12 protein-coding genes and 1 tRNA gene are annotated in these 12,660 nt (G+C 70.3%); 6 read left to right on the forward strand and 7 right to left on the reverse strand.

The window, feature by feature from the left end; genetic code table 11:
* Window positions 1-15: 15 nt before the first annotated feature.
* The 5 genes from ACFQ6S_RS38780 (at window position 16) to ACFQ6S_RS38800 (ending at window position 4,331) form a co-directional block, all read left to right on the forward strand.
* Window positions 16-663, forward strand: a complete 648-nt coding sequence (locus tag ACFQ6S_RS38780; RefSeq protein WP_383420105.1) for an ABC transporter permease — start codon at window positions 16-18, stop codon at window positions 661-663.
* Window positions 656-1,906, forward strand: coding sequence for a betaine/proline/choline family ABC transporter ATP-binding protein (locus tag ACFQ6S_RS38785; protein ID WP_383420107.1), 1,251 nt, complete (start codon window positions 656-658; stop codon window positions 1,904-1,906). The genes ACFQ6S_RS38780 and ACFQ6S_RS38785 overlap by 8 nt, the downstream gene beginning before the upstream one ends.
* The gene (locus ACFQ6S_RS38790) at window positions 1,903-2,760 is read left to right on the forward strand and encodes an ABC transporter permease (protein WP_383420109.1); all 858 of its coding nucleotides are present in this window, start codon (window positions 1,903-1,905) and stop codon (window positions 2,758-2,760) included. The genes ACFQ6S_RS38785 and ACFQ6S_RS38790 overlap by 4 nt, the downstream gene beginning before the upstream one ends.
* Entirely contained in the window at window positions 2,757-3,716 is a 960-nt protein-coding gene (locus ACFQ6S_RS38795; protein ID WP_383420111.1) for a glycine betaine ABC transporter substrate-binding protein, read from the forward strand. The genes ACFQ6S_RS38790 and ACFQ6S_RS38795 overlap by 4 nt, the downstream gene beginning before the upstream one ends.
* A 120-nt stretch (window positions 3,717-3,836) precedes the next feature.
* On the forward strand, window positions 3,837-4,331 hold the full coding sequence (locus ACFQ6S_RS38800; RefSeq protein ID WP_383420113.1) for a hypothetical protein: 495 nt from the start codon (window positions 3,837-3,839) through the stop codon (window positions 4,329-4,331).
* A gap of 28 nt (window positions 4,332-4,359) precedes the next feature.
* On the opposite strand, the gene ACFQ6S_RS38805 is transcribed toward ACFQ6S_RS38800, so the two are convergent.
* From ACFQ6S_RS38805 to ACFQ6S_RS38835, 7 genes are all read right to left on the reverse strand, one after another.
* On the reverse strand, window positions 4,360-5,151 hold the full coding sequence (locus ACFQ6S_RS38805) for a S16 family serine protease (protein WP_383420115.1): 792 nt from the start codon (window positions 5,149-5,151) through the stop codon (window positions 4,360-4,362).
* A gap of 193 nt (window positions 5,152-5,344) precedes the next feature.
* Window positions 5,345-6,454 carry an o-succinylbenzoate synthase gene (menC, locus tag ACFQ6S_RS38810; protein ID WP_383420117.1) on the reverse strand — a complete coding sequence of 370 codons (1,110 nt, stop codon included), beginning with the start codon at window positions 6,452-6,454 and terminating at the stop codon, window positions 5,345-5,347.
* Window positions 6,451-7,239, reverse strand: a complete 789-nt coding sequence (locus ACFQ6S_RS38815; RefSeq protein WP_383420119.1) for a chorismate synthase — start codon at window positions 7,237-7,239, stop codon at window positions 6,451-6,453. The genes menC and ACFQ6S_RS38815 overlap by 4 nt, the downstream gene beginning before the upstream one ends.
* 94 nt (window positions 7,240-7,333) lie before the next feature.
* On the reverse strand, window positions 7,334-7,975 hold the full coding sequence (locus tag ACFQ6S_RS38820) for an IclR family transcriptional regulator (RefSeq protein ID WP_383420121.1): 642 nt from the start codon (window positions 7,973-7,975) through the stop codon (window positions 7,334-7,336).
* Window positions 7,976-8,371: 396 nt separating this feature from the next.
* Complete coding sequence (locus ACFQ6S_RS38825) at window positions 8,372-10,165, reverse strand: DEAD/DEAH box helicase (protein ID WP_383420122.1); 1,794 nt, start codon at window positions 10,163-10,165, stop codon at window positions 8,372-8,374.
* Window positions 10,166-10,276: 111 nt separating this feature from the next.
* Complete coding sequence (locus ACFQ6S_RS38830; RefSeq protein ID WP_383420123.1) at window positions 10,277-10,624, reverse strand: type II toxin-antitoxin system death-on-curing family toxin; 348 nt, start codon at window positions 10,622-10,624, stop codon at window positions 10,277-10,279.
* 192 nt (window positions 10,625-10,816) lie between these two features.
* Window positions 10,817-12,283: an MFS transporter gene (locus ACFQ6S_RS38835; RefSeq protein WP_383420125.1), complete on the reverse strand. Its 1,467-nt coding sequence runs from the start codon at window positions 12,281-12,283 to the stop codon at window positions 10,817-10,819.
* Between the two features lie 190 nt (window positions 12,284-12,473).
* Here ACFQ6S_RS38835 and ACFQ6S_RS38840 point away from each other — a divergent pair.
* Window positions 12,474-12,548, forward strand: a tRNA-Cys gene (locus ACFQ6S_RS38840).
* The last annotated feature ends 112 nt before the right edge of the window (window positions 12,549-12,660 follow it).

The raw sequence follows: 12,660 nt of genomic DNA on the forward strand, positions 1-12,660 counted from the left end.
GTGGGGTGAGTGCGTGTGAGCTTCTGGGAGTACCTGGGCAACCGCCACCAGCAGCTGTTCGCCGATGCCCTCCAGCACGCCAGTGCCGTCCTTCAGTGCATGGTCGTGGCGACCGTGCTCGGGGTGCTGATCGGCGTGGTCACCTATCGCAGCGAGTGGGCAGGCAACCTCGCGACCCTCACCACCTCGGGCATCCTGACCATTCCGTCGCTGGCCATGATCGGTCTGCTCATCCCGATCGTGGGGCTGGGCGTGGCGCCCACGGTGATCGCGCTGACGCTGTACGGACTGCTGCCGATCGTGCGGAACTCCATCGTCGGGCTGCGCGGGGTCGACCCGTCCCTGGTGGACGCGGCCAAGGGCATCGGGATGTCCCGGCTCACCCGGCTGCGGAAGGTGGAGCTGCCGCTGGCCTGGCCGCCGATCCTGACCGGGATCCGGGTCGCCACGCAGATGCTGATGGGCATCGCGGCCATCGCCGCGTACGCCTCCGGCCCCGGCCTCGGCAATGTCATCTTCCGCGGTCTCGCCTCGCTGGGCAGCGCCAATGCGCTCAACCAGGTGCTCGCGGGCACGGTCGGGATCATCATCCTGGCGCTGCTCTTCGACGCCGCGTACGTCCTGATCGGACGGCTGACCATCTCCAGGGGGATCCGTGCCTGAGAACAGCGGCCAGACCGACCACCACGGCGCCTCCATCGAGCTGGAGAACCTCTCGAAGCAGTATCCGGGCAATCCGCAGCCGGCCGTGGACAACGTGAACATGGAGATCAAGGCGGGCGAGGTCGTCATCCTCGTCGGTCCCTCCGGGTGCGGGAAGTCGACGACGCTGAAGATGATCAACCGGTTGATCGAGCCGACCGGTGGCCGGATCCGCATCGGCGGCGAGGACGTCACCGACATCGACCCGGTGAAGCTGCGCCGCAAGGTGGGCTACGCGATCCAGTCCGCGGGACTGTTCCCGCACATGACGGTCGCGCAGAACATCGGGCTCGTCCCGAAGATGATCGGCTGGTCGAAGACGCGGATCGCGTCGCGGGTCGAGGAGCTGCTCGACCTCGTCGGGCTGGACGTCGGGGAGTTCCGCGGCCGGTATCCGCGGCAGCTGTCCGGCGGGCAGCAGCAACGCGTGGGCGTGGCGCGGGCGTTGGCGGCCGATCCGCCGGTCCTGCTGATGGACGAGCCGTTCGGCGCGGTCGACCCGATCACCCGTGATCATCTCCAGGACGAGCTGATCAGGCTCCAGCACGAGCTGCACAAGACGATCGTCTTCGTCACGCACGACTTCGACGAGGCGATCAAGATCGGGGACCGGATCGCCGTGTTGCGCGAGCAGTCGCACATCGCCCAGTTCGACACCCCGGAGGCGATCCTCACCAATCCCGCGGACGACTTCGTGTCCGGTTTCGTCGGCGCCGGTGCGGCGCTGAAGCGGCTGAACCTGAGCCGGGTACGGGATGTGGAGATCACCGACTATCCGACGGTGACCGTCGACGACCCGCTCCAGGAGATCTTCAACCGGCTCCGCTCCAGCGGCACCAACGAGATCCTGCTGCTCGACAAGCGGGGCCGGCCGTACAAGTGGCTCCGGCGCGGCGATCTGATGCGGGCCAGGGGTTCGCTGGCGCGGGCCGGGACGCTGGTGCACGACACCGTGACGCCGGACGCCACGCTGCGGGACGCCCTGGAGGCGGTCCTCACCGACAACGCGGGGCGGGTCGTGGTGACCGGGCGGCGCGGTGAGTACACGGGCGTCGTCGACATGGAGACGCTGATGAACTCCGTGCACGAGCTGCTGGAGGCCGACCGGCTGGAGGCACTGGAGGCCCAGCACGAGCTGGAGGGGGCGCGGGCGGAGCGCACGCACGCCGAGCAGGAGGGCGAGGAAGGGGGGATGAAGGCGTGAGCACTCCCGAGGCCCCCAGGACGTCCCGGGCGCGGGAGGCGTCCGGGGAACCCGAGGCAGGCGGAACCGGCGAACCCGCGGGGTCCGACGAGGCCCCCTCCTCCACGCATGTGCGGCCGCCGGCCCGGCTGAGCTGGCAGAAGCTCACCGTCGTGCCCGCGATGCTGGTGGTGATCCTGCTCGCGACCTGGCTGTGGTTCCAGCAGGCCGACCTCGACGCGGTCTCCGAGAACGCGCTGTCGAACGGTCAGGTGTCCCAGGCCCTGTGGGAGCACATCGAACTCACGGTGATCTCCACCTTCTTCGTGCTGATCATCGCGATCCCGCTGGGCGTCCTGCTCACCAGGCGGGCGTTCCGGAAAGCCACCCCCGTGGCCATGGCGTTCGCCAACATGGGCCAGGCGACCCCGGCGATCGGTCTGCTCGCGCTGCTGGTGATCTGGCTGGGCATCGGCCGCAAGGCGGCCCTCATCGGCATGATCGCGTACGCCGTGCTGCCCGTGCTGTCCAACACGATGGCCGGTCTCAAGGCGAACGACCCGACCGTGCTGGAGGCCGCGCGCGGCATCGGGATGTCACCGACGGGGGTCCTGTCACGGGTGGAACTCCCCCTGGCGGTCCCGCTGATCCTGGCGGGCGTGCGCACGGCCCTGGTCCTCAACGTCGGTACGGCGACCCTGGCGGTGTTCGGCGGAGGCGGCGGCCTCGGCGTGCTGATCACGGCCGGCATCACCAACCAGCGCATGCCGGTCCTGGTCCTGGGCTCGATCCTCACGGTCTCCCTCGCCCTGCTGATGGACTGGCTGGCGTCGCTGGCGGAAGTGCTGCTGCGGCCGCGGGGGCTGGACCTGTGAGGCGGCCGGCGGTCCTGCTGACGGCGGGGTTGCTGGTGGCGGCCGCCGGGTGCGGCCTGACCAGCGGCTCCCCCATGGTCGACGACGTGCAGCCCGGGACGATCGGTCGGGGCGAGCCGCTCAAGGGCGCCGAACTGACGGTGACGTCGAAGTCGTTCACCGAGCAGCTCATCCTCGGCGCGATCATGGGCATCGCCTTCGAGGCGGCCGGCGCGGATGTGCTCGACCGCACCGGCATCCAGGGGTCCATCGGCAGCCGCGAGGCGGTGCGCAAGGGGGACGCGGACGCCGGGTACGAGTACACGGGCACGGCCTGGATCACGTACCTGGGGCACAGCGATCCCATCGTCGACCCGCAGAAACAGTGGGAGGCGGTGCGCGAGGAGGACGCGAAGAACGGGCTGACCTGGCTTCCGCCGTCCGCGCTGGACAACACGTACGCGCTGGCGATGAACCAGGAGAACCACAAGAAGTACCGCACGAACGACCTCTCCCAGGTCGCTGCGCTGTCCAAGTCCGACCCCGCCGCGGTGACGCTGTGCGTGGAGGTCGAGTTCGCCAACCGGGCGGACGGGCTGCCGGGCATGCAGAAGGCGTACGGGATGAACGTGCCGACGAAGAACATCACCCAGATGGACACCGGCATCATCTACACCCAGGTCGCCAAGGGGACTTGCACCTATGGCGAGGTCTTCACGACCGACGGCCGCATCAAGTCCATGAACCTCGCGGTCATGGACGACAACAAACACTTCTTCCCCAACTACAACGCCGCCCCGGTGATCAACACCAAGACCCTGAAGAAATGGCCGGCCATCCCCGATGTCCTCGACCCGATCACCAAGAAGCTGAACAACTCCGTGGCGCAGGACCTGAACGCGAAGGTGGATGTGGACGGGGAGGATCCGCATCAGGTGGCGTTGGACTGGATGAAGGCGGAGGGGTTCGTCAAGTAGGGGCTGCCACGCTCCCCTGCCCGGCCCCGGTCCCTGACATCTGTCAGGGACCGCTGCGCGATTCGCCTTCCTAGTCTTGCGGTGCGCAATGCCCCTGTCAGCCCAGCCGCGAGGAGCATCATGTCCCTGTACACGCGTATGGCCGCCACGCTGGGCGTGGCCGCTTCGTTCGTCGGCCTCGTCGGACTCGCACCGCAGGCATCAGCCTCGGCGTCGTCGGACGGCACGCACTGCTCCGTGGTGGTGGAGCGGGTGAAGCCGGGTGAGAAGTTCTCCCGGGTGAAGAGCCGGACCTGTTCCGACACCGGGACGGCGGCGGTCAACCGCAGCGGCCGGACCCTGCTCATGACCTGGTACGAGCACGCCGAGTACGGCGGCGACAACACCGACGTATACGGGGACTACGGCCCCTGCGACTCTGCCGGCTACGTCCTGAGCACCGGCACGTGGTGGCGCTCGATCTCCTCGTTCATCACCTACAACAGCTGCGACGGCCAGGAGGCCGTCCTCAACGACGCCCAGAGCGCCGTCTATTACTACGGGTTCGGCACGCCGAACGTGGGCGCCCGGGCGAACGACAACATCGGCTGGTTCAAGGTGTGGGACGCCCTCTAAGCCCACGCGGCAGCCTTGCCCTAGCTAGCTAGCAGCTCGGCACAGAACTCTTCCCCGACCCCAGCGCGTCAAGCGCGCTCACCGCACCCTTGAGCGTGGTCACCGGCACCAGTCGCAGCCCCTTCGGCAGTTCCGCCTTTGCGTCGCCGCACTCGGCCTTCGGGACCAGGAAGACCGTCGCGCCGTCTCGCTTGGCGGCCTGGGTCTTCAGGGAGACGCCGCCGACCGCGCCGACCTTGCCGGCGGCGTCGATCGTGCCCGTGCCGGCGATGGTGTCACCGCCGGTGAGGTCGCCGCCCGTGCCGTTGCCGTTGAGCTTGTCGATGATGCCCAGGGAGAACAGGAGGCCGGCGCTGGGGCCGCCCACGTCGGCGAGCTTGAGGGTGACCTTGATGTCCTTGTCGTTCAGGTCGAGGTAGTTCAGCGCGGCCTGCGTCGCCTCGTCCTGCGACTCCTTCATCTGCTCGGTGTTGTACCGCTCGATCTCCCGCGTGCTCTGTCCGCTCGGATAGACCGAGTCGCGCGGCATGACCGCCTCGTCCGTGCGGAACCACGCGTCGACCAGATCGCCGAGCCTGACGTCCGCATCCGGTGAGGTCGCCTCGATCGTGGTCATGCGCAGCTGGCCGCTGGTCTCCCGGGTCGGCGCGCCGGAGATCGTGATCACCGGGTCGCCCCGGTTCTCGCCCAGCACGTTCGCCGTCAGGCCTGGCTGCGTCAGCGAGAACGGCAGTGGCGCGAAGGCCACCGTGGCGAGCAGGGCCACGACCGGGAGGGCGCAGACGGCGACGGCCCGGGGGCGCGTGAGGCGAGAGAACACGGGATCAATCTAACGTGGCGGCGGGTTCCGGCCAGGGCCAGGTCGGAGCTGCCCAGGTTGCCCCATCCAGGTCACATACAGGTCTCGGCCCAGGCCCTGTCGTTTGGATCAGCTCGGCCGTGAGGTGCGGTTCTTCTCAGCCGACCCGAGCGTGCCATGCCCCGCGACGCCGAGATGATCCAAACGACAGGGCCTAGGTCACGTACAGCTCCCGCCGCTCCTTAGTGAAGCGCCGCAGCACTTCCGGCAACGGCTCCACCCCGATCCCCGGCGACCGCGGCACCGGCAGATGGCCGTCCACCAGCACGAACGGCTCCGTGATGTCCTCGGCGAAGTAACGGCTGGAGGCCGAGGTGTCCCCGGGCAGCGTGAAGCCCGGCAGGGCCGCCAGTGCCAGGTTCGGCGCCCGGCCGATCCCCGTCTCCAGCATGCCGCCGCACCACACCGGCACCCCGTGCGCGTGCGCCACGTCATGGACCCGCCGCGCCTCCAGATATCCCCCGACCCGCGCGGGCTTCACGTTCACGACCCGGCACGCGTCCATCGCGATGGCGGAGGCGGTGTCGCGGGCGTTGTGCAGGGACTCGTCCAGGCAGACGGGGGTCGCGATGCGCTGCTGGAGCCGGGCGTGGGCGTACAGGTTGTTCTCGTCCAGCGGCTCCTCGATCAGCAGCAGCCGGAACTCGTCCAGCCGCCGCAGATGCTCGGCGTCCGCGAGCGTGTACGCCGTGTTGGCGTCGACCTGGAGCGGCAGGTCCCACCCGAAGCGCTCGCGTACGGCCCGTACCGGCTCCAGATCCCAGCCGGGCTCGATCTTCAGCTTGATCCGGACGTAGCCCTCGGCGAGATACCCCTCGACGTCGTCCAGCAACTCGGCGAGCGTCCCCTTGATCCCCACCGACACCCCGGCCGGCACCCGCTCCCGCACCGCCCCGAGATAGGTGGCCAGCGGCATCCCGTACGACCGCAGCTCCGCGTCCAGCACCGCCGTCTCCAGCGCCGCCTTCGCCAGCTCGTGCCCCTTGATCTTCGCCGTCGCCGGCGCGAGGTGGGCCGTATCGCACACGGGGAGCGCGGCGACGCGCGGCAGCAGGAAGTCGCGCAGCACGATCTCCGCTCCGGCCACGAACTCCGAGCAGTACAGCGGCTCGGGGTCGGCCGCGAACTCCGACCAGCCCTCGGCGGCGTCCGTGACGACGTGCAGCAGGAAGGTGTCCTTCGTCGTCATCGTGCCGAAGGACGTACGGAAGGGGGTGACCAGCGGGATCGCCACGTGGACGATCTCGACGCGTTCGATTTTCACGAGGTGGCCTCCCGGCGGGTGAGCGTGTACCAGCCGTCCCGGGACATGCCCGTCGCGGTGAAGCCGTCGGCGAAGGCCTTCGTGAGCACCTCACGGACGGCCCGCCGCCAGGCCAGCGCCAGCGCCGGCTCGGCGGCCCGGATCCGCACTATGTCGTCCGGCACCCGGCACCAGACGTGCCGCTCGTCGAGGTCACGGCAGGCGAGCGGCCCGCCGTCGGGGGCGAGGTGCGTGGTGGGCGCGCAGTCGCGGTCGGGGGTCTCGTCCGGTCTCGGGGAGGAGTCCGGGTACGAGGGTGCGGGCCCCGTCAGCTCCCAGGTCACCGCCAGCCGGTCGCTCTCGTCGCCGTCGTTGACGCCGTCCCGCATGGGCCCGTAGAAGTCGACGAGGTACTCGGTGCCGACGGCGCCCAGCTTGATCAGGTTGAACCGGGCATTGCGCCCGACCAGCGGATCGAAGGTCCACCGCATGATCCGCGCCCCGCGCTCCACCGCCCAGGCCCGCTGCGCCTGCTTCACCTCGAACCCGAGCCCCGGATCGGCCGCCGCGACCAGCGAGTACGTCTCCTTGGACGCGGGCGGCCCGAACACCGCGACGGATGCCCCGGCCAGCCGCGCCCCGTCGTACGCGGCGTGCACCGCCCCGCCCGCGTGCACAAGACTGTGCAGCACTTCGGCCGGGTAGGGCGGGGTACTACGGGGCGTCCGCCATACGTCGCTGAAGTGGTCGGCGACGGCTGAGAGCGCGGTGACGTCGTGGACGGTGCGGATGCTGACAGAGGTCATACACCGAGTGTCGGAGGCCGTGGCGGCTGTGCCTAGAGTGCCGCGCGGCCACCGCCACCGTGCGGGGAGCAGCGCCCCCCGGCACACTCACCCGTCACCGCAGCGCTTCGGCGACCTCCTTCGCCGCGTCCACGACCCTCGGTCCCACCCGCTCCGGCACGGCGTCGGCCAGCATCACCACACCCACACTGCCCTCGACGCCGGTCACCCCCAGCAGGGGCGCTGCCGCCCCGCTCGCGCCGGCCTCCAGCTCGCCGTGGGTCAGGGTGTAGCCGGGTTCCTCCATCGGCTGCTGCCGGGCGGAGAGTATCGCCCGGCCCGCGGCACCTCGGTCCAGCGGGTGCCGGAAACCGGCCCGGTAGGCCACGTGATAGTCGGTCCACGTCGGCTCGACCACGGCGACGGCCAGCGCCTCCGTGCCGTCCACCAGCGTCAGATGGGCCGTCGCCCCGATGTCCTCGGCGAGCGAGCGCAGCGCGGGCAGCGCGGCCTCACGTACCAGGGGATGCACCTGTCGGCCCAGTCGCAGCACCCCGAGTCCGACCCGGGCGCGGCCGCCCAGGTCACGGCGTACGAGGGCGTGTTGTTCCAGCGTGGCGAGGAGCCGGTACACAACGGTCCGGTTCACGCCCAGTTTGTTGGAAAGCTCGGTGACGGTCAGTCCGTGGTCCGTATCGGCCAGCAGTTTGAGGACACGCAGTCCCCGGTCGAGCGTCTGAGAGGTCTCCGCGGTCACGACGCCCACTCCTTAGTGGTGAGGTCGGCAGCCCCCTCGCGACGGATGCGTCACCGAGTCCCGTCAGTGACGCGCTTCAGAGGCCGCCGATCGGTCTGCGGTCCGGCCTTCCGGACCGCGTCGCTTCACGGCTGCGCTCCGCGGCGGCGCTGCCACGGGGCGTGTGCGTAGGCGGACATTAGCGAAGCCGGTTCGCTGAGCGGAAGGCTCCGTCCAGAATCCGGGCAGTGTCCGGTACGGACCACGACCGTTTGCCCTGATACGTACGGCGCCCGAGTAGGCGCGAAGCGCAAAAGGGGCGCGGGGCCGTATCGATGTGCGGCTCCGCCGCGTGGGCGCGACCAGCCCCCACCGACCCGCAGCCGAAACACAAGCGGCGCCACATCACTCGCGGCGTCACTTCATCCGCGTCGCCCACTCCTGCACCTTGGCGATCCGCTGCCGCAGCTGCCCCGCAGTGGCCTCCGCACTGGGCGGCCCACCGCACACCCGCCGCAGCTCGGTATGGATCACCCCATGCGGCTTCCCGCTCTGATGGACGTAGGCACTCACCATCGTGTTGAGCTGCTTACGGAGCTCCATCATCTCCTTGTGCGAGACGACGGGCCGCCGCTCGGCGGGCAGCTCCAGCAGATCCGCCTCGGTGTCCGGCTTCTTGCGGCTGTGCGCGATCTGCCGCGCCTGCCGCTTCTGGAGCAGGAGTTGGACCTGGTCGGGCTCCAACAGCCCCGGAATCCCGAGGTAGTCCTGCTCCTCCTCGCTGCCCGGGTGGGCCTGCATGCCGAACTCTGCGCCGTCGTAGAGGACCCGGTCGAACACGGCCTCGGACTCCAGCGCCTCGAAGGAGAACTGCTCCTGCTCGCCGGTGTCCTCGTCCTGCTCCTTGTTCGCCTCCTCCATCTCCTTCTCGGATTCGGCGTACGGGTCCTCCTCGCCCTCCTTCTTCGGCTTGTCGAGCGCGTGGTCGCGCTCGACCTCCATCTCGTTGGCGAAGGTGAGGAGGTCGGGGACGGTCGGCAGGAAGACGGATGCGGTCTCGCCACGCCGCCGGGACCGTACGAATCGGCCGACGGCCTGGGCGAAGAACAGGGGCGTGGAGATGGTGGTGGCGTACACCCCGACGGCGAGCCGAGGCACGTCGACGCCTTCGGACACCATTCGGACGGCGACCATCCACCGGTCGTTGCTGCCGCTGAACTCGTCGATACGGTTCGACGCCCCGGCATCGTCGGAGAGCACGACGGTCGCCTTGTTGCCGGTGATCTCACGGATCAGCTTGGCGTAGGCGCGTGCGGAGTCCTGGTCGGAGGCGATGACGAGGGCGCCCGCGTCCGGGATGCCCTTCCTGACCTCGGTCAGCCGCTGGTCGGCGGCGCGCAGCACGCTGGGCATCCACTCGCCGCGCGGATCGAGGGCGGTGCGCCAGGCCTGCGAGACGGCGTCCTTGGTCATGGGCTCGCCGAGCCGGGCGGCGATCTCGTCCCCCGCCTTGGTCCGCCAGCGCATGTTGCCGCTGTAGGAGAGGAAGATGACGGGCCGCACGACGTGGTCGGCGAGCGCGTTGCCGTACCCGTAGGTGTAGTCGGCGGCGGACCGCCGGATCCCGTCGTTCCCCTCCTCGTACGTCACGAAGGGGATGGGGTTGGTGTCGGACCTGAAGGGCGTGCCGGTGAGGGCGAGTCGGCGCGTGGCGGGCTCGAAGGCCTCCAGACAGGCCTCGCCCCAGGACTTGGAGTCACCGGCGTGGTGGATCTCGTCGAGGATGACGAGGGTCTTGCGCTGCTCGACGCGGTTGCGGTGCAGCATGGGCCGTACGCCGACACCCGCGTACGTCACGGCGACGCCCTGGTAGTCCTTGCCGAGCGGGCCGGCGCTGTACTCGGGGTCGAGCTTGATGCCTATGCGTGCGGCGGCCTCCGCCCACTGCTTCTTGAGGTGCTCCGTCGGCGCGACCACGGTGACCTGCTGCACGACATGGTGGTGCAGCAGCCAGGAGGCCAGGGTGAGGGCGAAGGTCGTCTTGCCGGCGCCCGGCGTGGCGACCGCGAGGAAGTCACGCGGCTGCTCCTGGATGTACTTCTCCATCGCCCCCTGCTGCCAGGCACGCAGCTTGCTGGCGGTGCCCCAGGGGGCGCGGCCGGGGAAGGCGGGGGATAGGTGGTGCGAGGAGGAGGCGGCGGTGGTAGTCACGGTCTCCGTAAGGGGGTCGGGCGGCTACGTATGACAACCGGGCCACCCTACCGGCGGCCCGGCGGTGCAAAAGCGCGGACGAGGCCGGGTCACGCGTGGGTGGGACCGACGTCACAACGGCCGCAGCCGTCCCGCGATCACGGAGACATCGCTCTCGTCACCGGAGGCGACATCGATGACCAGGTCGTACGCGGCGTCCTGGTCGCAGCCCGCGAGGTCGACGCCGTTGACACCGAGAAACGTCGCGGCGGCCAGCCAGGCCGTTCGCTTGTTCCCGTCGACGAGCGGGTGGTTCGTCGCGATGGCATGCAGCGGCGCGGCCGCCTGCTCGTGGAGATCCTCGTAGGCCGCGGTGCCGAACATGCGGGCGCGGGGCCGGTGTACGGCCGACGCGAGCAGTCCGGGCTCGCGCGCTTCCGACGCCCGCCCGCCGAAGGCGACGGTGAGGTAGCTGGCCATTCTCGCCCAATCTCCTCAACAGGTCGGCATGGGCGGCACCGAGCCGCTCGGCGACGTCTCCCCCTCCCGATACTTCCGTACGGCTTCCCGGGCGATGGCCTCCGGCAGGCCGCCGGAGGCGCGGGAGAGTGCGGCCCGCGATCACACACGTACGACCGGTTTACGACCACCCGACGCCTCCGGCGCCCCCGCTCACCGCTCCCGCAGCCGCGTGGTCACCCACGCCCCCGCCAACGCCACCCCCGCCATCGGCAGGAACACCGCGGCGAAGGCCGCCGGATGGGAACCGGACGCGCCGGACGCCTCCAGCGCCGTATGACTCACCGAGCCGCCGCCCAGCGCCGCGAACGCCGCGCCGCCCAGCGCCAGCAGGATCACGTTGGACAGGCCGTCGGAGATCTGCAGGGCGGCGGAGTTGGTGCCGGCCTCCTCGGGAGCGGAGAGGTGGAGCAGCAGCACGCTGGTGGAGGAGATCACCAGCCCCATCCCGAAGCAGCCGAACGCCCACGCCACGGCCAGGGTCCATGCGGGCACGGAATCGATCAGCACACTCGGCGCGGCGGCGATGGAGGCCGCCACCAGCACCATCCCCACCGTCATCAGCCGTTCCCGGTACGGCTCCGCCCGTGGCCGCGACTGCAGCCACGACCCCAGCGCCCATGTGCCCCCGCCCGCCGCGAGCGAGAACCCGGCGAGCGTCGGCGAGAGCCCGCGCTGGGTGACCAGCATCAGCGGCACGAAGGACTCGGCCGCGATGAACGACCCGGCGGCGACCCCGCGCAGCAGCACCACGGACGGCAGCCCGCGCGCCGCCCGGTACGTGCCGCGCGGGAGCAGCCCGAGCACGGCCGGCACGAGGAGCGCGGCGCCGACGGCGCCGGGCACGAGGGAGAACCAGCGCAGGTCCTGGGCGGCGTACTGCAACAGGCCCGCGCCGAGGGAGATCCCGAGGGCGAGCCGGATGCGCCGCCGGTCGAAGGAGGCCGAGCGGGCGGAGTCGTCGACGGGCCCACCCGCCCGGCGCCGTATCTGCGGCAGCGCGAGCGCGAGCGGAAAGACGACCAGCGCCGGAATCCCGACGAACACCCAGCGCCAGCCCAGATGCTCGGTCACCGCCCCGGAGGCCAGCGGCCCCACGATCGACGGCACGACCCAGCTCGCCGCGAACGCCGCCATGATCGCCGGCCGCAACCGCTCGGGGTAGGCCCGCCCGACGACGACGTACAACGCGACGATGACCAGTCCCCCGCCGAGCCCCTGCACGGCCCGCCCGAGAATGAACAGCCACATCGCCCCCGCGGTCCCGGCCAGCAGCAGCCCGGCCCCGAAGGACGCGATCCCGGCCGTGAGCGCCCCGAGCGGCCCCCGCCGGTCCGACCACTGCCCGGCGAGCACCATCCCGAACAGGCTGGTGGTGAAGTACCCCGAGAACGCGAAGGCGTACAACGACAGCCCGTCCAGCTCCCGAGCCGCCACCGGCATCGCCGTCCCGACGGCCGTCGCCTCGAACGCGATGAGCAGCACCACGGAGACGATCCCGATGCTGAGCGCCCGGTACGACCGCCCCAGCACGGTCTCCTCGACCTCGGGGACGGAGCGGACGTCGGGCACATCGGTGGTCTTCGCGACGTCGGCGTCGCGTGGCTCGAGGGTGGTCATGGTCGCCAGCGTAAGGGCCACAACCGGCTTTGGCCCCTGTCGGGAGTCGGCTCCGCGCTGAGACCTTGGTCGTACGACCACGGGGTTCGCCCGGCGGGCTTCATGAACGGGGTGTGGCAGTCGCGTTGCAGGGCTCGCGTTTCCCTTGAGCGGCCCGCGACCCCGCGCTTACGGTCGATTCACCGATCACGGCCGTGTGCCCGAGTGGTTCAGGGATTCGCCTGCAAAGCGAATTACGCGGGTTCGATTCCCGCCACGGCCTCCATCATTTCCCTCTGCACCCACTGTCTCCTCATCCTCTCCTCAAACAGCAGTACAACCCTCGGCACGCTCCAGGTGTCCAGGACATGACCGGACGGCAAACGTCCGGTCATCGT

The sequence above is a fragment of the Streptomyces sp. NPDC056479 genome, assembly GCF_042795335.1.
Lineage (GTDB): Bacteria > Actinomycetota > Actinomycetes > Streptomycetales > Streptomycetaceae > Streptomyces.

What these genes read in the sequence shown, in the direction of transcription:
- ACFQ6S_RS38800 (WP_383420113.1), top strand. Translation starts at nt 3,837, where the DNA reads ATGTCCCTGTACACGCGTATGGCCGCCACGCTGGGCGTGGCCGCTTCG.
- ACFQ6S_RS38815 (WP_383420119.1), bottom strand. Translation starts at nt 7,239, where the DNA reads ATGACCTCTGTCAGCATCCGCACCGTCCACGACGTCACCGCGCTCTCA.
- ACFQ6S_RS38830 (WP_383420123.1), bottom strand. Translation starts at nt 10,624, where the DNA reads ATGGCCAGCTACCTCACCGTCGCCTTCGGCGGGCGGGCGTCGGAAGCG.
- ACFQ6S_RS38835 (WP_383420125.1), bottom strand. Translation starts at nt 12,283, where the DNA reads ATGACCACCCTCGAGCCACGCGACGCCGACGTCGCGAAGACCACCGAT.